15 protein-coding genes are annotated in these 20631 nt (G+C 60.3%); 9 read left to right on the plus strand and 6 right to left on the minus strand.

Annotation, left to right across the window (positions count from 1 at the left end; all coding sequences use genetic code 11):
* From C480_RS21880 to C480_RS21895, 4 genes are all read right to left on the minus strand, one after another.
* A complete protein-coding gene (locus C480_RS21880) occupies positions 1 to 1380 on the minus strand; it encodes a diaminobutyrate--2-oxoglutarate transaminase (protein WP_006667847.1) in 1380 nt (459 codons plus the stop codon).
* A gap of 764 nt (positions 1381 to 2144) precedes the next feature.
* Complete coding sequence (locus C480_RS21885) at positions 2145 to 3200, minus strand: glucose 1-dehydrogenase (protein WP_006667848.1); 1056 nt, start codon at positions 3198 to 3200, stop codon at positions 2145 to 2147.
* The gene (locus C480_RS21890; protein ID WP_006667849.1) at positions 3197 to 3577 is read right to left on the minus strand and encodes a Rid family detoxifying hydrolase; all 381 of its coding nucleotides are present in this window, start codon (positions 3575 to 3577) and stop codon (positions 3197 to 3199) included. The genes C480_RS21885 and C480_RS21890 overlap by 4 nt, the downstream gene beginning before the upstream one ends.
* 63 nt (positions 3578 to 3640) lie before the next feature.
* On the minus strand, positions 3641 to 4882 hold the full coding sequence (locus C480_RS21895) for an aminotransferase class V-fold PLP-dependent enzyme (protein WP_006667850.1): 1242 nt from the start codon (positions 4880 to 4882) through the stop codon (positions 3641 to 3643).
* Between the two features lie 94 nt (positions 4883 to 4976).
* Here C480_RS21895 and C480_RS21900 point away from each other — a divergent pair, with 94 nt between their 5' ends.
* Positions 4977 to 5714: an IclR family transcriptional regulator gene (locus C480_RS21900; protein ID WP_006667851.1), complete on the plus strand. Its 738-nt coding sequence runs from the start codon at positions 4977 to 4979 to the stop codon at positions 5712 to 5714.
* A gap of 70 nt (positions 5715 to 5784) precedes the next feature.
* Positions 5785 to 6486, plus strand: a complete 702-nt coding sequence (locus tag C480_RS21905; protein WP_006667852.1) for a PIG-L deacetylase family protein — start codon at positions 5785 to 5787, stop codon at positions 6484 to 6486.
* Between the two features lie 576 nt (positions 6487 to 7062).
* Here the strand turns inward: C480_RS21905 and dgoD are convergent.
* Positions 7063 to 8214 (minus strand): galactonate dehydratase, encoded by a 1152-nt coding sequence (gene dgoD, locus C480_RS21910; RefSeq protein WP_006667853.1) that lies wholly within the window; start codon positions 8212 to 8214, stop codon positions 7063 to 7065.
* Positions 8215 to 8406: 192 nt separating this feature from the next.
* Here dgoD and C480_RS21915 point away from each other — a divergent pair, with 192 nt between their 5' ends.
* The 7 genes from C480_RS21915 (at position 8407) to C480_RS21945 (ending at position 18476) form a co-directional block, all read left to right on the plus strand.
* Complete coding sequence (locus C480_RS21915; protein ID WP_241433912.1) at positions 8407 to 9684, plus strand: extracellular solute-binding protein; 1278 nt, start codon at positions 8407 to 8409, stop codon at positions 9682 to 9684.
* 50 nt (positions 9685 to 9734) lie between these two features.
* Complete coding sequence (locus tag C480_RS21920) at positions 9735 to 10721, plus strand: carbohydrate ABC transporter permease (protein ID WP_006667855.1); 987 nt, start codon at positions 9735 to 9737, stop codon at positions 10719 to 10721.
* Positions 10718 to 11644 (plus strand): carbohydrate ABC transporter permease, encoded by a 927-nt coding sequence (locus tag C480_RS21925; protein WP_006667856.1) that lies wholly within the window; start codon positions 10718 to 10720, stop codon positions 11642 to 11644. Before C480_RS21920 ends, C480_RS21925 begins: the two co-directional genes overlap by 4 nt.
* 270 nt (positions 11645 to 11914) lie before the next feature.
* Positions 11915 to 13081 (plus strand): ABC transporter ATP-binding protein, encoded by a 1167-nt coding sequence (locus C480_RS21930; protein WP_006667857.1) that lies wholly within the window; start codon positions 11915 to 11917, stop codon positions 13079 to 13081.
* A 277-nt stretch (positions 13082 to 13358) separates the two neighbouring features.
* Positions 13359 to 15167: a glycosyl hydrolase family 18 protein gene (locus C480_RS21935; protein ID WP_006667858.1), complete on the plus strand. Its 1809-nt coding sequence runs from the start codon at positions 13359 to 13361 to the stop codon at positions 15165 to 15167.
* Positions 15168 to 15363: 196 nt separating this feature from the next.
* Positions 15364 to 17106, plus strand: coding sequence for a glycosyl hydrolase family 18 protein (locus C480_RS21940; protein WP_006667859.1), 1743 nt, complete (start codon positions 15364 to 15366; stop codon positions 17104 to 17106).
* A gap of 11 nt (positions 17107 to 17117) precedes the next feature.
* The gene (locus C480_RS21945) at positions 17118 to 18476 is read left to right on the plus strand and encodes a PKD domain-containing protein (RefSeq protein ID WP_006667860.1); all 1359 of its coding nucleotides are present in this window, start codon (positions 17118 to 17120) and stop codon (positions 18474 to 18476) included.
* A 221-nt stretch (positions 18477 to 18697) separates the two neighbouring features.
* Here the strand turns inward: C480_RS21945 and C480_RS21950 are convergent, their stop codons facing one another.
* Complete coding sequence (locus C480_RS21950; RefSeq protein WP_006667861.1) at positions 18698 to 19699, minus strand: hypothetical protein; 1002 nt, start codon at positions 19697 to 19699, stop codon at positions 18698 to 18700.
* Between the last annotated feature and the right edge of the window lie 932 nt (positions 19700 to 20631).

Genomic DNA, 20631 nt, shown 5'->3' on the forward strand with positions numbered 1-20631 from the left:
TCATGTGGATGCAGCCCCCGCTCGTTGCGTGGCTGAGCCGTCGACGGCCGCCGTAACGGCTTCGTCGAAGCGCGCTGCGATATCGTCCACCTGCGAGGCCGAGACGATCAACGGCGGCAGGAACCGCGCCGTTGCACTCTCCCGGCCGCCGAGTTCGATCACCAGCCCGCGATCGAAACACGCCGCCTGGACGGCTTCGGCGAGGTCTCCATCCGGCGCGGCCGGACCCGCACCCTGCCAGTCGGCACTCTCGTCGACGAACTCGACGCCGAGCATCAGCCCGCGGCCGCGAACGTCGCCGATCGCGTCGAATCGTTCGGCGGTAGACTCGAGGTGATCGCGCAGCCGTGCTCCGACATCGGCCACGTGGTCGTCGAGATCGTTCTCGAGGATATAGTCGATCGTCGCCTCACCGGCCGCCATCGCGAGCTGATTCCCGCGGAAGGTACCGGCGTGGGCCCCCGGCTCCCAGGCGTCGAGGGACTCGTCGTAGACGACGACGGCGAGCGGGAGCCCGCCACCGATCGCCTTGGAGAGCGTCACGACATCGGGGACGATATCGGCGTGTTCGAACGCGTATAGTTCGCCCGTGCGACCGAGCCCCGCCTGGATCTCGTCGACGATTAACGGCACGTCGTGCTCCCGGGTGATTCGGCGAATGTCTTGCAGCCATTCTGCGGGCGCGGGCACGGCACCGCCCTCACCCTGGACCGGCTCGAGTATCATGCCGGCCGGGTCCGTGATCCCGCTTTCGGAGTCCGTGAGGAGATGCTCGACGTACCGGCTGGCGGTTCGGTGACCCTCCTCGCCGCCGATCCCGAACGGACAGCGGTAGTCAGCGGGATACGGCAGGTGGTGGACCTCGCTGACCGTGCCCGAAACCGGCTCCTTAGCGGCCGTATCGCCCATCAGACTGAGCGCCCCGCTCGTCATCCCGTGATAGGCACCCTGGAACCCGAGGACGCTTCGGTTCCCCGTCGCCGTCTTCACCAACTTCAGTGCCGCTTCGACGGCATCCGTTCCGGCAGGACTACAGAACTGTACGCGGGCAGAACGGGCGAACTCCGAGGGGAGACTCTCGAAGAGCGAATCCACGAACCGCTCTTTCGCCGGCGTCGAAATGTCCAGGGTGTGAAGCGGCCGATCCGCCTCGAGAACGCGCTCCATCGCCTCGCGAACTCGGGGGGGGTTGTGTCCGAGCGCGAGCGTCCCCGCACCCGCGAGGCAATCGTAGAACTCGTTGCCGTCCATATCCGTTACCGTCACGCCCTGAGCTTCGCGGATGGCGAACGGAAGATGGCGCGGGTACGTTCGCGCACTCGACTCGCGCGCCGTCTGTTGGGATAGAATCTTCTCGTTTCCGGCGGATAGATAGCTCACAACGCATCACCGCCAGAATCGGCGTTCGATTGCGTACAACGACAATATCGGTGCAACCGTTCTCGCATACAGTTCTTTAGGCCAACCTAAAACATTGTAAAGGCACCGGTTTTAGCCCAGCCTAAAAGACGATTCAAATAAGATTCTTGATGGAACGAGTTCACTCAAACCGGCCTAGCGGCCGGTAGATGTGCGTAGTAAATACAATTCTTTTCGGTGAGAATAAACCCATCTATCTATAATTTACGCAGGAGATACCGATTCTCATTGTCGAGCAGCCCCGGCCAATGCCGGTCTCTGTTCCAGGTAGATGGAAATAAAGACGGGTTCATTGTCTTATACCGACGATAGTTGGAAGAAGAAAACGGTGCGGCAGAGAACGAATTAGATAGAGAGACTACTCAATCAATACTAGTAGGTAGTATATGATTCTCAGATGGATATTCATAGAAGCAGCACGATTGATGGTGAAGAGCGACGTAGCATCAGATGTCTAATGAAAATTCGATCTGTAAACACCATCATGTGAGTAGAGAGTGACGTTCGGGGCAGCAACGAACGCAACCACCATCTTCGCAGTTACGGTAAACTGCGAGTCCAACGAGTTCACCGAGCGCTTTCACGGCACGACCGTGCCAAGGAGACGCCAACCTGCCGCGTCCAACTACGTCGGCCTCCGGTATCGTCTCGTCAAGCTACCCTGGCGGGTGGATTCAGAGACCAGGATCTGGTGCAGACGGAAGCAGGGCCACTGACTTCCTGGCTCAGGTGAAATCGATCACTTGCTTAATACAGTCGGTGGAATCGTCGAACGCATCCTCGAGTTCGGTCGGCGAGTACACATCGGTGATGATCCGGTCGAGGAACCAGTCGGGAAGCGTTTCGAGCGACTCCTTCGCAGACTCGAAATGACGGATGTGCGAGTTCACGCTGCCGAGCAGCGCCTTGTTACCGAGTACCAGCTCCCGGTGGAGACGCCCGCCGTCGATATCGAACGTCCACTCGTTCGGGATGCCGAGCAAGACGCCGACGCCGTTCGGTGCCAGGACGTCGATTGTATCGTAGGCGTGTTTAGCGTGGCCGGTCGCCTCGTAGACGAGATCCATCGGTTCGTGGACGTCCGCGATATCCGAAACGGGCGTCGTTCGCGAATCGACGTACGTCGCACCGAACTCCTCGATGATATCGATCGTCGGATCGGGTCGGTCGCGCCGCCCGAGACAGTACGAGCGCTCGACCGTCGGTTGCAACATCGCAAGCGTGAGTAGTCCCAGCGGGCCGTTGCCGAGAACGAGCGCCCGCTTCGGATCCCACTCGAACAGCGACCGCGACGCGAACGCGAGTTCGAGCGCCTTGACCGTATTGCTCATCGGTTCGATCAACACGCCCGTCTCGGCGAACGCGTCGGGAATCGGAACCAGAAACTCGGCCGGCGTCGTCACGAACTCCGCCATGAACCCGTGTGCGCCCTCGATACCGCGCTCGCGGTAGGTCCCCGGGGGAGCCATATCCGGTTCGCCCCGCTCGAAGAACTCGTGGGAGCCCTCGGCCGGCCGTCTCACGGTCGGAACGACGAGTTCACCTTCCGTCAAATCCGTTCCGTTCGGATCGGCGACGGCACAGACGGCTTCGTGACCGAGTATCTGGTACTCGTCTCCCGCGGGAAAGCCGCCGTGATTTCCGTCAAGCACCTCGAAATCGGTGCCGTCGATGCCGACTCGAAGCGTTCGAAGCAGCACTTCACCGTCGGCGGGCGTCGGTTCGGGAACGTCGAGCAGCGACGGCTCGGTCTCGCCGCGCTCGACGGCGATCGCGTTCATCGGCTCACCCGTGCAACGACTTCGATTTCGACGCCGATGTCGACGGGGAGTGCCGCGACCTCGACGGCGCTGCGTGCGGGATAGGGATCGCTCAGGTACGTTTCGTACACCTCGTTGATCGCCTCGTAATCGTCCATGTCCCTGACGAAGACCGTCGATTTCACGATGTCGTCGAGCGAACTGTTCGCCGCCGTCAGGACGGCATCGATGTTTTCCATCGTCCGTCGCGTCTGGGCCTCGATACTCTCGCCGACGATCTCGTCCGTTTCAGGGTCGATCGGCCCCTGACCCGAGACGTAAACCGTTCCGTCGTCGATTACGCCCTGTGAAAACGGGCCGATACTGGCCGGTGCACTGACTGTAGATACCTCTTTCATAGCCATTCGATCAGTCTCCAGCGAGGATGATGTAGGTTTCGGTACACATATATCATCTGTCGTCTATGGATTTGATCCCGATTCTGCGCCCATATGCGCCCGAATTCGCTCGAGGACGTACGACACCTCGTCGTCGTCGAGGCACATCGGGTTGATCGTCACGATACCCTCGTCGAGCCGATCAGCCCCGACGAACACGCGAGGGTTCTCGGCGCGGAGCGAGCGGACGAGTTCGGTCGCGGAGCAAGCCGCGTCGGTCGGATCGACCTGGACGACGACCGTCGGGGAGACCGAGACGTCGGTGTCTGCGGTGACGGTCGCGTCGATTCCCGAACTACCGGCGAGCGACTCGGCGATGCGGGTCGCCGTCCGGTTCCAGGCCTCCGACTGGGCCGCGCGGTCGGTGTCGCGGAACGAGTCGAGCGCGACGAGGAGGCCGACGAGTTCTTCTTTGCCGACTTTCAGCGAGCGCCCGATCCCCTGTCGCGGGACGCCCTCGAGTCGGTCGGTGTCGATGAGTTCGGACGGCGGGTCCCAGACGGCATCTGCGGCGTGCATGTCGAGGTGTTGCAGTGCGATAGACTCGATGAGGTCCTCGCGACCGGCGACGATCCCGGTCGTCTGCGGGCCACGGATCGCCTTGCCGCCGCTGAAGACGACGAGATCAGCGCCGGCGTCCGTGAACCGCGACAGGTTCTCCGCGGGCGGTAACTCGGCTGCGGCGTCGACGATGACGGGCACGTCGTGTTCGTGTGCAACCGTCGTAACGGCCTCGAGTGGCGGCTCGGTGAACGGTTTCTGGACGTAGCCGATCGCGGCCGTGTTCTCGGTGATTCCCGCCTCGATTTCCCAGGGCTCGACGTTCGTCGACCCGGTTCCGAGGGTGCGGTCGTTCGTCCCCACGTCGACGATCGTCGCCCCCGCGGCGCGAAACGCGTGATCGTACCCGGTGCGGTGGGTTCGCGGCATGACGATTTCATCGGGGATGCCATCCGTCTCGGGGAGTCGCTCCATCCGGTCGACGTTGCGCCCCGCGAGCGCGGCGGCGGCGCTCAAGAGGAGCCCGGCGGCAGCGCCGCTGGTCACGTAGCCGGCCTCCGCCCCGGTCGCGTCGGCGATCCGTCTGCTGGCCGCGGCCTGCAAGTCGGACAGTCTGACGAACGACTCGCCGGCGCGCGCCATCGCGTCGAGCGCGTCGGTTCGAATGCGACTCCCCCCGATACGCGTCTTCGTCCCGGTCGCGTTGATGACCGCGGGGACGCCGAACTCGTCGTAGATAGAGTCGTCTTTCACAGCTCGGTCCATACCGACAGTGCGGAGATGTGAGATAAAAAAGTTCGGTTTCAACGGTGTTTCGGTGCGGGAAACACTAATGACATCCCGCCGGAATACACGGTGTATGAACGCGGACGGCCACGGAGAGACCATCGATGCGACGGCTCGCTCACTGTCGGTGCTGAACGTTCTCATCGACACCCCCGAACCGGTCGGCGTCACGGAAATCGCCTCGCAGACGGCGATGACGAAGAGCACCGTCCACAAACACGTGAGTACACTCGCGAACTTGGGCTACGTCACCAAAGTCGGTCGCCAGTACGAGCCTTCGATCCGGTTTCTCGACTGTGCGAGACGAGTGCAGTGGGATACCGATCTCGTCGACACGGCGCGCGAACCGGTCGACGAACTCGCGGCGATGGCAAACGAAGTCGCAGGATTCGTCGTCGAACAGAACGGCGTCGCGGTCGACGTCTACTGCGCCGATCAGTACGCAAGCGGAACGTTCCCGGCGTACAACACTCGTCACCTCCACTGCAGTGCCGCCGGGAAAGCTATCCTCGCGGCGCTCCCGGACGAGCGTCTCGAGTCCGAGCTGCCGGCCCTGACCCCCCACACGATCACCGACGGCGAAGAACTGCAGTCCGAACTCGATCGCATCCGCGAACGCGGCTTCTCCCTCGATCGACAGGAACAGTTTGCCGCGGTCAACAGCGTCGCCGTCAGCGTCGAAACCGACTCGCTGACCGGTGCCGTCTACGTCTCCGGACGAGCCGATGAACTCTCCGGAAAACGCTTCGAGGAGAACATTCCCGGCCTGCTTCTCAGCGCGAGTCGACTGTTGACCGATGCGCTCGAATAACCGCACCCGCGACCGCAGACCGGCCGGGAGTAACAATTAACACGGATTACTATCAACATGGCGGGTGCACATGAAGTTATTAGCAATCGTTGCCCATCCCGACGACGCGGATATCTTCTGCGGCGGGACGCTCGCAAAACACGCCGACCGCGGCGATTCGGTCACCATCGCCCACATGACCAAAGGCGAGTACGGCGGCTTCGAGACGACGGAAGCGGACATCGCGGCGACGCGGGAAGCGGAGGCGCGTCGGTCGGGCGAGCACCTCGGCGCGAGCGACGTAACTTTCCTCGGCTTCCCCGACGGCCGCATCGAGTACTCGCTCGAAAATCGTCTCTCCATCGTCGAAACCATCCGCGCCGCCGACCCGGACCTGATCCTCACGCACTACCGAGACGACATGCATCCGGACCACCGGATCACCGCCCGCCTCGTGACCGACGCCTACTACATGGCATCCCTCCCGCTCGTCGAAAGCGACTTCGAACCGTGTGACCCGGACAACGTGTACTTCTTCGGCAAACCGACCTCCTCGTTCGAACCGACCGTCCACATCGACATTTCGGGCTACGAAGACCGGAAAGCCGCCGCCATCGGCGAACACGAATCACAGGTGGCCTTCCTCGAAGAACACGGCGGGATCGACGCCGAGTTCGACAACCTCATCGACGGCGTCGCCGCGGAAGACGCCACCCGCGGCAAACGAACCGGCGTCGCCAGCGCGGAGGGCTACGTTCCGCTTCACGACCGGGCCGACGCGTTCCTCGGCTGAACTCGATCCCGTGACAGTGAACGAGTGAAAGACCACGGCGGAGACGAGCGCGACAAGCCGACGAAAGACTGGCGACCGAACGCCGTAACTCGAGAGAGAGAGAGAGAGAACGCAAAAGCGGCGGGACGATGATCGAACCATCGGTTCCTTTCTCCGCCGCTGTCGAAACGATAACTGAGCCGAGAAGCCGACCTCCGTCACCGGAATAGTGGCGAATTAAGCCCACTGTTGTCGGAACGAGCCATTACGTCGAGCCGGAACGGCTACTTGTCAGGCTCGATGTGCCCGATTGTTTCGGTGAGCGAAATTTAGTGCAGCGACGCCAGTAGATTACAATTGTATGTTTGTAATCTATTGTAAGACATCCCCACCCAAGACGCTATTTTCCCCCACTTTTGTTTCGGCCAGCGAAACACGGATCGCGAACACAGCCTCGGAAACACGGCACGAAGGGCTGCCGGCACTGCCGCTCGAGTTCACCGTCGTCGCGGCACTGGTGCCCCGCCCCTCGAACGCGAGTGTTTCGACTGTCGAAACCCGCCGGGGTTCAGCACTAGTCTGCGGCGTCGGCGAGCGTTACCACTCGGCGATACTGCCGTCCTCGTGCCGCCAGATCGGATTCGACCAGTCGAGATCCTGCCGGGACCGGTTCCGGACCGCCGACTCGTCGATGTCAACCCCGAGTCCCGGCCCGTCGAGCGGGGACAGATAGCCGTCGGTGAACTCGAAGACGGAGGCATCGTGGAGGTAGTGATCCGCTGCGCTCTTCGGTGCCGGATAGATATCGAAGCCGTGATCTTGAATCAACAGGTTGGGAATGTACGTGCTCACCTGGAGCGAGGCCGCGAGTGCGATCGGACCGAGCGGACAGTTCGGCGCGACGGCGATATCGTGGGTTTCGGCCATGGCGGCGAGACGGACGAGTTCGGAGATGCCACCGGCGTGTGAGACGTCGGGTTGGATGACGTCGATGCCGCCCCGTTTGAAGAGAGGTTTGAAGTCCCAGCGGGAGTAGAGACGTTCACCGGTCGCCAGTGGGACGTCGGTCCGACCCGCGAGTTCGGGAATGTATTCGAGGTTTTCGGGAAGGACTGGTTCTTCGACGAATAACGGGTCGAACGGTTCGAGGGCGGGGATAACGCGCTTTGCGAGTGACTTGGAGATACGGCCGCGGAAATCGACGACGATGTCCATTTCGTCGCCGACGACGCTGCGAACGTGTCGAACGCGGTCGACGATGTCGGTGATTGCGCGCGGCGGTTCGAGGTGGCGTAGCTGGTTCGACGCATCCATCTTCAATGCGGTATAGCCGGCTTCTAACAGCTGTTTCGCTTCCGTCCCGATTTCGCTGACGCGGTCGCCGCCGATCCACTGGTAGACGCGAATGCGATCACGAGTTCGCCCGCCGAGCAGTTCGTAGACCGGGATATCGAAGTGCTTGCCCTTGATGTCCCAGAGGGCTTGATCGATCCCGGCAATTGCACTCATCAATACGGGACCGCCTCTGTAGAAACACCCGCGGTACATCGCCTGCCAGTGATCTTCAATGTTGTGGGGATCCTTGCCGAGTAGGTAGCTCGTCAGAATTTCCTCGACGGCGGTGCGAACGGTCTGGGCTCGTCCTTCGACGATCGGCTCTCCCCAGCCGACGAGCCCGGTATCCGTCTCGAGTTTCAGAAAGAGCCAACGCGGGGGGACTTCGAACAGTTCGTACCCGGTGATTTCCATAGTGGCACAAGTAGATGAACCACCAAATAGCTACGCGATAGCAGCGGCCACCGCGGTGTTCACCGGTGTCCATCAGTGACTGGGTTCGGTGACCGACGGACAGAGAGATCGGCTCAGCAGCCAAGCGGAGAGCGTTCAGCCGAGGGAAACAATTATGTATAATGTATCATAATACGGAGTCGAGGTCTAGCTATGAGAAACCATACCCGTCGGAAGATACTGGCGACGACAGGTGTAGCGACCGCGTTCGGCGTTGCAGGGTGTCTCGGTGGCACTAGCGGTGGGACGACACTCGAGACTCGGTATATGGATGCACCGGGCTTAGAGGAATTTTTCGAGGAGCACACCGCACAGTTCGAGGACGAAACCGGAATCGAAGTCGAGTACGAGTTCGTCGGCTGGGGAGAAGCGCAGGAGACGATGCTCAGCGATATTATGAGCCGAAGTGGACCGGACGTCCACGAAATCGCCTCGACGTGGATTCCGGAGCAGTACGACGCGGGCGGATGGATGGATCTGGACTCCGGCAGCGTCGCCGATGAACTGCCATCGTCGGACCTGTTCACGGACGGCGCATTGGATGTCGCCACGTTCCAGGACACGCTCGTCGGAATTCCGTGGTTCTGGGGCCCACGGGCGTACCAGCAGGTCGACGAACGGATCGAAGCCGGTGGAGTCGAGGGGACGCCGTCGGACTGGGATGGCCTGATCGAGCAGGCACAAGCGTACGATGCAGAGAACAATTACTTCGCCATCATGGGTTCGGATTTCGAGCCGATTCGGAACTTCGCGATGTTCCTCTGGCAAAACGGCGGGCAGTTGCTCACCGACGACAACGGCGCCCCGGCGTTTCACGACGACAGCGGGGTCGAAGCCCTCGAGTTCTACGCGGACCTGTACGCCGAGTACGACGTCTTGCCGTCCGAAACCATCGAGTGGGGAGCAGCCGACATTCAGGGCGCGTTCACCGGCGGGCAGATGGCCAGTACGTGGGGCGCGCTCGGAACGGTCTCCGCCTACGAGGAGGCGGACGGCAACGCGCTCGACGACCTGTCGGTCGCGGCTCCGCCTGCGGGCCCCGACGGCGACCGGGGGACGTTCTTCGGGATGGAACTGCTCGGGATTCACCCGTGGACCGACGAACCCGAGGCCGCCGCGCAGTGGATCGACTATCTCCTGCAGGCAGAGCCAAACGCCGCCGTCTCGAACACGGTCGGATTCCTGCCGACGAATCCCGACGGACTGGAGACCGACTACTTCGACAACGAACTCTATCGGACCTTCGACGAGGAGGTGTTCCCCCACGCCCGAACGTATCCGCAGGTCCTCGGCTGGGGCGAGATCGAAAGCGAACTCAACAGCACGGTCTTCGAGGTGCTACAGAGTGCCGTTACGGGCGGGCTAGCGGCCGGTGACGCCGAAGCGGCACTCGAACGGGCTGCCTCCGTGGCCGAACAAACGTTAGAATGAAATTATGAACGATAGAACTAGAGTAATGAACGGCTCACCTGTACGTCGCTATGACACGGACGAGTAGTCGGGTCCGGAGCAGCGTCGCCGAAATCGAAATCGGGCGCTATCTCCCGCTGTACAATCGGCTATCGGACGAACAGCAGTACGCGTACAAACTGTTGCTACCGGGGCTGCTGATGATGCTGCTGATTCACTTTATCCCGATCGTCTGGGGTGTCCTGATCAGCGTTCTCGGCGTCGACTCGGGCTACGTTTCCCAGTGGTACGAAGCCCCGTTCGTGTGGGCGGAGAACTATCGGTTCGTGCTCGACCCGCGCACCGTCGTCGGGGAACGGTTCTGGTACTCGCTGCGCCAGACGGTCATCTTCTCAGTGGGGACCCTCCTGTTGACGTATGTGCTGGGGCTAACGGCCGCACTGCTGCTCAACCAGCGGTTCAAGGGGCGGTTCGCGGCTCGAACGCTCCTGTTGCTACCGTGGGTCGCGCCGTCCGTCGTCACGCTCCTCATCTGGCGGATGATGCTCCAGCAACAGAGCGGGATCATCAATTCGCTGTTGCTGTCGCTGGGCGTGATCTCGGAACCGATCTACTGGCTGATCGGTGACAACACGATCTGGACGCTCGTCCTCGTCCACTCCTGGACGCAGTTTCCGCTCGTCATGATCATGCTCTACGCCGGGCTCCAGTCGATCCCCGAGCAGTTGTACGAGGCCGCATCGATCGACGGCGCGGGCCGGTGGGAACAGTTCCGATATATCACGTTCCCGCAGTTGAAGCCGGTATCCGCGGTCGTCGTCCTGTTGATGATGCTGTGGACGATGATCAACTTCACCTCGCCGTACATCCTGCTCGGCGCACAGCCGCCCCAGTCCGGACAGGTATCGATCCTGTACATCTACAACTTCGCGTTCTCGAACTACCAGTTCGGCCGCGGGGCCGCGATGAGCGTCGTCCTCTTTGCGATCGCGATGGCGATGGCGATGCTCTACTACAAGTACCTCTTCGATCAGGACTTCACGGAGGGCGACCGATGATTCCCGACGAGTTCCGACTCACCGAATCGGGACGAGAGACGCTGTTCAACCTCCTCTCGAAGGGCGCCCTGGGCTGTCTCCTCCTCTATGCCCTGTTTCCGATCTACTGGATGATCCTCTCGAGTTTCCGAACGCGAGCCGAGATTACGGCCGCAGAGCCATCCGTACTCCCGTTCACCCTCGACGAAGCAGCAGATGCCATCCAGGACCCGAGCGTTCTCCTGACGCTCCTCGAATACGAGAACTACCTGACGATGTGGGACCGGTTTCCGGTGTTCGATTACTTCGTCAACAGCCTCATCATCGCGAGCGTGACGACCGTGTTTGCACTCGCCGTCGGCTGTCTGGGAGGCTACGCGTTCTCACGCTACCGGTTCCCCGGCAAGATCGGCGTCGGCGGCGCACTCCTCGGAACGCAGATGATCCCCGGAATCCTCATCCTGCTGCCGATGTTCCTGCTGTTCGTCTGGATTCAGGAAACGCTCGCGATTCCGCTGATCGACACCTATCACGGGATCATCTTCGTCTACACGACGTTTACCGTTCCCGTCGCGATCTGGATGCTTCGAGGGTTCTTCGACTCCATCCCGAACGCCATCGAGGAGGCTGCCCGAGTCGACGGCTGTTCCCGGTTTCAGGCGCTCGTCCGCGTCGTCCTCCCGATGGCCGCACCGGGTATCGCCGCGACCGGCATGTTCGTCTTCCTCACCGCGTTCAACGAAGTCCTGTTCGCCTCGGTACTCGCTCGCGGCGACGTAACTCCGTTCGCGATCGGTATCCAAAGCTTCGAAACGCAGACGACGGCGTACTGGGGCGAGATGATGGCCGCATCGACGGTCGCGACGGCGCCCATCCTGATCCTGTTTATCCTGTTCCAGAAACCGATCGTCGAAGGACTCACGGAGGGCAGTGTCAAGCAGTGAGCTACAGCCGACTCCGCGTACCCACACGAGTTCAGTGAGCCACGCACTATGACCACAACAATCATTATGGTTCGATCTGAACGTCACGATGATGAGTGGACTCGAGTGCAGCACCAGCGATGGCGAGCCAGTTCGTCCGGGGGCGCCGGTCGCCCGCGACTACTCGCTGAAACTGAACTCGAAGTGCCGGCGCGGTCGCCATCGTCTCGGCGGGGCCGTGGAATGGGCAGATAAATAACTATACATACCGACACCACACAATCACATACAATGAGCCGTGTTACCATAGATGAACTCACGAAAGTGTACGACTCACCCAGTGGATCGATCGAAGCCGTCGACGACCTCACGCTCGCCATCGACGACGGCGAGTTCGTCGTCTTCGTCGGTCCGTCCGGGTGTGGTAAATCGACGACGTTGCGCTGTATCGCCGGACTCGAGACCGTAACTGACGGGACGATCGAGTTCGGTTCGGAGGACGTGACGGACCAGAAACCGAAGGAGCGAGATATCGCGATGGTGTTCCAGAACTACGCGCTGTATCCGCATATGACCGCCCGAAAGAACATGGCCTTCGGACTGAAGATGTCGACCGACCTTTCAGAGGACGAGATCGAAGACCGGGTCGAGGAGACGGCACAAATGATGGGGATCGAAGAGTTGCTGGCCGACAAACCGAAAGCGCTCTCGGGCGGCCAGCAACAGCGGGTCGCGCTCGGCCGTGCCATCGTCCGCGATCCGTCGGTGTTTCTCATGGACGAGCCGCTGTCGAACCTCGACGCGAAGCTCCGCGCCCAGATGCGGACGGAACTCCAGCAGTTACAGCACGATCTGGACGTAACGACGGTGTACGTCACGCACGACCAGACGGAAGCGATGACGATGGGGGATCGGATCGTCGTCCTCAACGACGGTGAACTCCAGCAAGTCGGCACGCCGCTCGAGTGCTATCACCGGCCGGCGAATCGGTTCGTCGCCGGGTTCCTCGGCTCGCCGCCGATGAACTTCCTGCCGGTCGAGGCTGATCGCGACGCTGGCGAGCTTTCACATCCTCGCTTTTCGCTCTCGCTATCGGACTCGGTCGTCGCCGATCTCGACGGTACTGAACTCGTCATGGGGCTCAGACCGGAACACGGGTCGCTGACGACGACGCCGGACGCACACCCGGAGCCCGATCGGTTGGTCGAGGCGACCGTCACGGTGACGGAACCGATGGGAGACGTGACGAACGTCTATCTCGATGTCGGCGGCGAATCAGTCACGGTGACGGCCGGCGGTCATCTGGGGCTGACGGACGGAGAGTCAGTCTGGCTGTACGTCCCGGAAGCGAAGTTGCATCTGTTCGATGCCGAGACTGGGACGGCGATCAAACACAGCGACGAGCCGATCGAATCAACGCGAGTTTCCGAGGCGAGTCGGCACGCTGAGACGGTGTAGACAGCACGGATATCCCGAATCCCTGCAGACTGGTGCCACGATAGCACTTCCAAGGCAGACAGAATCAGACCCGACTCGGTATCGCGTTCCGCGTTCTCCTCGATGAAACACACGTAGAGAATAGGGGTAGCAAGGATTGTCTCATACTGTTTCTCACTAGTTCAATATCGTATATCATATATTACAATACTATTTTATACTCCGGAATGTAGTATTGGAGTGGCTGTAGACGAGCAGCCATCGACAGCGATGACGCCAACAGCGAGGGCTAGCAACTATGAAACGAACACGGCGACACGTACTACGGAACGCAACGACACTCTCGACCGTCCTTGCCGGACTCGGGACGAGCACGCTGACAGCAGCACAGGAACAGGACTATCCCACCTGGGATCCAGAGGCGATTTATACTGACGGCGACCGCGTTATCCACGCCGGCTACGTCTGGGAAGCGCAGTGGTGGACTCAGGGCGACGAACCCGGTACAAACGAGTTCGGTCCCTGGGAGGAAATCGAAGAGCACGACGATGACGACGGCGATGGCGGCGACGACGGCGTCGTCGCCCGCCTCTCGGCCAGCACGCAGTTCCCCGACCCCGGCGAAACGATCGAGTTCGACGCCAGCGATTCGACGGGCGACATCGAAAGCTACGAATGGGACTTTGGCGACGGAACGACCGCAACCGGCGAGACCGTTACCCACGCGTTCGATGAAGGAGAGTACGACGTGACGTTGACCGTCGAAAGCGGTGCCGGCGAAACCGCCAGCACGTCGATCCAGATTACTGCCGGTCATCCCTCATCGGACGAGAAACGCGTCGTCGCCTACTACCGCCAGTGGGCGCAGTACGACCGTGATTTCGTCCCCGGAGATATCCCGTTCGAGCAGGTCACGCACGTCCAGTACGCCTTCGCTCGTCCGGAAGAAGACGGCTCCGTCGAACTCGTCGGCGACAGTCACGGCCAACAAGTATTCTACGCCGAAGAAGACTGGCAAGGGCCGGACCGCGGCAAGACGTTCGCGGAATACGCCGCCGAACGGGACGATACGAAGTTCGTCCTCTCGATCGGTGGCTGGGGCGACTCGGAGTACTTCTCCGACGCCGCGTTGACGCAGGCGAACCGAGAGCGCTTCGCCAGCGACTGCGTCGATCTCGTCGAGATGGCGAACCTCGACGGGATCGATATCGACTGGGAGTTCCCCGGTGGCGGCGGCTGTACGGGAGACGACCCCGTCTGCGATATGGACAACGTCGTTCGCGACGGCGACCAGGAGCGCTTTACGCTCCTCTGCCAGGAGGTTCGCGACCAGCTCGATACCGCCGCGACGAACGACCCGGAAAGAGACGAACCGTACGAACTCACCGCGGCCGTGAGCGCAAACCCCGAGATCGTCGAGGGAACCGCCGACGGGAACGACGGCCTCGAGCACGACGAACTCTCGGATATCCTCGATTTCGTCCAGGTGATGACGTTCGATTATCGGGGTATCTGGAGCGAGACGACGGGCCACCACGCGCCGTTGATGGAGAACTCGGACGACACGTTCGAGGACGCACACGTCTGGAACGCCGAGTACGCGCTCCAGTACTGGGCGGATCAGGGTTGGGACCCCGACCAACTCAATATGGCCGTGCCGTTCTACGGACGGAGCTGGACGGACGTACAGCCGCCCGCGGACGGCATCGGGACCGGCGAGGACGACGGCCTGTTCCAACCGTACGAGGGGACCGGCCGAGATGCGAGCGGTGAGGGCTCCTATCCGAGCTGGGACCCGGCACAGGGAACTAGCTATGCGGGCGTCTGGGAGTGGTTCGACCTCGAAAGCGACGGTCGCGAGGGGAGTAACCCGGTCGATCTCGACGGTCCCGGCTGGGAGACGTACTTCGACGAGGACGCGGTCACGGCCTGGAGTTTCAATGCCGACGAACGGCTCATGATCTCCCACGATACCGAGCAGTCGATGGCGGCGAAGATGGACTGGCTTCGCGACTCACCCTACGGCGGAACCATGCTGTGGGCAATCGGTGGAGACACGTACGATGGAGACCTTATCGGAACGCTCTGGCAGTCGCTCAACGGCTAATGGCTAACGGCCAAACCGCGATGCCGACAACGGCGGATAACGGACAACACACAACGGACCGATGACCGCATAACGAGTTCAGCACGCATACGCAGACCACAGTGCAGACGCAACACGGACGACAACAGTGCGTAGAACAGACGGAAGGACACACATCGATGTCAACCCACAATTACAACCAAACGATTGCACACGCATGAAACGAAACCGATCGCGACGCGACATCTTACGAAACGCATCGACAGCGCCAGTCCTGTTTGCCGGGCTGGCCGCGAGTTCAGTAGCGGCACAGGACGGGGACTATCCAGCCTGGGATCCCGACGCAGTCTATACGGACGGTGACCGCGTCGTTCACGATGGTACCATCTGGGAGGCGAACTGGTGGACCCGTGGCGACGAACCCGGAACGGGCGAATGGGGACCCTGGGAGCAGGTCGAACCCGGCGAGGAACCCGAACCAGGGTTGAACGCCAGAATTAACGTGAGCGCGACCCGCATCGAAGTCGGCGACGACGTCGAGTTCGACGGCAGCGACTCCACCGGCGAGATCGCCACCTACGACTGGGATCTCGGCGATGGAACCGAAGACACCGGCCAGGTTGTCACCCACACGTACGAAGAGCCGGGCGAGTACACCGTCGAGCTCACCGTCACCGGTGCTGACGGGGAAACCGACACGGCGCTCGTCGAACTCACCGCCGAAGATGAGATCGAGGGTCCGGGCGACGAGTTCAAAGTCATCGGCTATTATCCCGGCTGGAAGGCGAACGACGAACAGGACTACTATCCAAGCGACATCCCCTTCGAGAAGGTGACGGACGTGCTGTACGCGTTCATCGCACTCGACGAGGAGGGCAACGTCTTCCCGCCCGAAGACGACGAAACCGAGTTCGATATTCCCCGCCAGTCACACGAGGAGAACTTAGCGGCGTTTGCGGACCTGGCGGGCGACATCGACTGTCGACTCCACCTCTCGGTCGGCGGCTGGACGCTCTCGGACAACTTCCACGTCGTCGCCGCCGATCCGGACCTCCGACAGACGTTCGCCGAAAACTGCGTCGCACTGCTACGTGAGTACAACTTCGACGGGATCGACATCGACTGGGAGCACCCCGGCCCCGAACAGGGGCAGTGTCAATGTGGCAACGCCGACGACTACGACAACCACGTCCTGTTACTCGAAGCCCTTCGAGCTGAACTCGACATCGCAGGCGACGAGGACGGCCAACACTACTACCTCTCGGTCGCCAACGGCGGCTCCGACTGGAACGCCGGCGGCCTTCGACACGGCGAGATCGGCGAGGTCTGTGACCACGCGATGATCATGGCCTACGACTTCACCGGTTCCTGGCACGACACAGCCGGGCTGAACGCGCCGATCTACGGCGACGACCACCCCCTCGGGACGAGCGACTACGGCGAGGACCACCACGACCAGTACTTCGTCGAGTACGCCGTCGACGAACTCTGGGCGGGCACCCACAGCGAGGAGGGCTACTGGCCCGGCCAGTGGGAGTATCCGCCCGCCGAACCCGCCGCGTACGATGAACTCGTCCTCGGACTCCCCTTCTACGGGCGCGGATTCAACAACGCCACCGAGCCGTACGACGGAATCGGGTTCGGGCCCGATGCGCTCCCGGAAGGGACCTGGCATCACCTGCTTGCGGATGGAGCGGACCCGACCGGCGCGTTCGACTTCGGTGATCTCGAAACTAACTACGAGGGAGCCGACGGCTGGGAAAAGTATCGTCACGACCCCGGCGCAGTACCGTACCTCGTCAACGAAGACGAGGAAACGCTCATCGGCTACGACGACGAGCAGTCGATCGCCGAAAAAGTCGAGTTCGCCAAGGAACGCGGCATGCAGGGCGTGATGTTCTGGGAACTCTCACAGGACTGGAACGAATCGCTACTGGATACGATTCTCGAGACGATCTAAGAGACAAACCAATGAAACGAACACGACGAGACGTACTACGGAACGCATCGACACTGTCAGCACTCGCCGCCGGCGTTGGACTGGGTACTTCCGTCTCAGCACAGGAGTATCCTGCATGGAATCCCGAAACCGCCTATACAGAGGGCGATCGGGTGCGCCACGATGGCGCCGTCTGGGAAGCGAAGTGGTGGACCCGCGGCGACGAGCCAGGCGAAGGCGGTGAGTGGGGGCCGTGGAACGAAATCGGTCCTGCCGACCCTGGTCCGAGCGCCTCGATTACCCCGAGTACGACGAACCCCGAACCAGGGCAGGAAATCGAATTCGACGGCACTAGCTCCACCGGCGAAATCGTTACCTACGACTGGAGTTTCGGCGACGGAACCGGAGCCACAGGCTCGGTTGTCACCCACACGTACGGCGAGAGCGGCAGATACGACGTCGAACTAACCGTCACCGACGCCGACGGTGAAAGCGATACTGCCAGAACGATTATGTCCGTTGGCGACACCGCACCGCCAGCAGCCGACCGATGGTTCGCCCCGTATCAGGGTACCTGGCAAGATATCGTCGGCGAGACGTTGAACGCGAATACGAATCGGGTCGTCCTGTCGTTCGTCGGCGACGGAACCGACGACGGCGACGTAACGCCAGGCTGGTTAGCCGGCTGTAATCAGCCACCCTGTGACGACGAACCGCTCGAGACGTATCTCGATGAAATCCAGACGCTCCAGGACGAAGGCATCGAGGTCGGCGTCGCAATCGGCGGCTGGCAGGGCCGCGTCGTTGCCCGCGACGCCGAGAGCGCAACTGAACTCAAGGATGCCTATGCAGAGATCCTCGACACCCTCGGCGTAACACACCTCGATATCGACGACGAGAACGCCCACCGTCGTGACCGAACGATCTACGAACTGCGAAACGAAGCGCTCGCGATGTTACAAGCCGAGCGGCCGAACGTTACGGTCGGCTACACAGTCCCGGCTACCGAAAACGGAATCGCAAACTCCGAACACGCCCAGGCCAGAACCTGGGTCGAAGACGCCGCAACGAAAGGCGTCAACCTCGCATACGTGAACATCATGACGATGGGTATGAACCCGACGACCACCGACAAGATCGTCTCCGCGTGTGAGGGCACCGTCGACTTCCTCGGGGACGTGTATCCGGACAAATCCGAACCGGAACGCTGGGCGCTGCTCGGAAACACGCCAGACATCGCAGAAAACTCGATTACAACCGAGGTTGCCGCCGATATCGTCGCCTTCGCCGACGAACAGGGTATGGGACACCTGTCCTACTGGGCACTCTACAACGATCCCGAGGGAGAATTCTCGGAGATCTACGCTGACTTCGAGGACGGGCCGACCTGACACTCGATACCCTTCTCTTGGCTAGCACCAGCTAGCTCGGTCCGGAAGTGCCGTACGGAAACGGCTCAACGAACGCCTCTCCACGAATTTTGGCCGCGAAACACCGCATAGTACCGTCTGATATCCGATTCCCCGGAACAAAACGTCTGAGACAGATACAGACGGTAACTCAGTACTCTCGAACACTCGAACTTATATCGATAACGAGGAGTCGTACCATACTACACCACCGGTAACTCATCGAGATACGCGTTCCACACTGCCTCCGGTTCGTCACAGGCAATGCTCGAAATCGAACGACAGCCGTCGTATCCCCACATGAAGACGCTATCCACACCACCGTCAACCGCTGCCCGCGTCGCTTCTCTCACCTCCCGAACTGTCTTCTCGCCCCCACTGAGGCGGAACCCCTGAATCCAGATCTGACTCTCGAGGTCGTACTCCGCTGCTAACGAGACGACAGTACCGGTGAACGACGAGACGAACGCCTCGCTCTCCTTGCCGTGTACACCCCAGTATGGGTCAGTAGCAAGTATATCGAGGCACTCGGACGACGCGAGGTCCTCCCAGTCACTGAGCCCGTGTTCGGCATCCTTGCTCGGTAACAAACAGACCGCGTTCTGACACCCACGATCCGCCGTGTGGCCCATCATCTCCTCGAGAAACGACAGTAACGATCGTTCACGGAACTCGTCAATCCGGTCCGTCCTGACCGCCGGCATTTCCTCACCATAGTCGTCTTCATACAATTCTTGGCAAGTCTCACACCGACAGGTCCAGGCACCTTCGGGAAGTTCGTCGTCAAACCATTCCGGAATGTACCAGTGCGGTTCATCCCAAAAGAGCACATCGGCCCCGATCTCGGCCGCATCCGTCGCCCACTCGCGCATATACGTCCGAAACCTCGCGTCGTTAAAACACGCCGCCGGGATCCGCTCACCCGTCGAAAGGACCTGACAACTCTCCGGATGTCGTCCGATGAACTCGGAGAGCGCCTCACCACCGAAGACACGCCCAACAGCCCAGGGATTGACGTATACCCGCATATTTCGGGCGTGACTCGCCGACACTATGTCGGCCATCGTTTCCATATAATACTCGCGATCACGCTCGCTAAAAGTGTGCAATACAGCGTTTAACCCGCGTTCGTGGAATCGGTCGAGATCGGACTCAACGTGTTCGATATCACGGACACCGAAGTAGCTTGTCCCTTGTTCACGCATCTAGCTCACAAAATAACTCGTCGTATGTTACTCTTTGGATATACGCGATGTATCGCCGCTTAATGCACTCGAATCGTCACAGACACACAGCTTAGCAGTATTCGGAAGAACTTACACCACGACGCGATACTCACAGATCACTGCGAAAACCCAAATCATCCGCAACGGACACCTCCCATAACACAGTCATTGGTACGTCTTGCTACAACGGTTTTAATATGTATTACTAGTCTACTCAAAAACAACGAATATCACACCTGCATATTCAGAATCCTGGTTTCGTGTCCGCGTTTCTCAGTTCGAAACATTCAGTGTTCCCAGTCATAGATTACAGTTGTACACCCGTAAGCATAGTCGCCTTTGTTCCACTCCCTACTGCCGTTCTTCTAATATATGGTTGAATTATTTCCCAGGTCGAAACGTTCCTCTGAACTACACCCAATAGGATCTCTCAGACCCAGATAGACCGAGTCCTGTAGTCCGAGGCAATTTTTGAACTCGACCACGCACTAGCAAACGGCACATAGAATATAGAATAAACTAAATATATATTTATTTTATAGTAATATTGTTGTTCTTACAGCGAGCAGACAACACCACAGATAGGGTGAAGATATGAGTTCAAGTTATGAAATATTATACACCGCTAGTCAGTTCCCAGGATGCTCTGAATAGGAAGTTACAGAAATACGTTGAGAAGCAATTTACTCATCTAACCAGTCATCAAAATATAGTCGTAATCGCCAATAGACAATCTTTGGAACGTTTTAGGAGTTTATATCGGATCATGTCTGTGAAGGTCTTCAAAAGTGTTTACGACGCTGCATAACTACGAAATATAAGATGCCCCACACAGCCGCTGCTGTGTGGGGCAACTACGTATGAGTATCAGTATGAGTGGAGGCGGCGAATCGAATTTCCCAGAGGATCTC

This window comes from Natrialba aegyptia DSM 13077 (genome assembly GCF_000337535.1).
Taxonomy (GTDB): Archaea; Halobacteriota; Halobacteria; order Halobacteriales; family Natrialbaceae; genus Natrialba; species Natrialba aegyptia.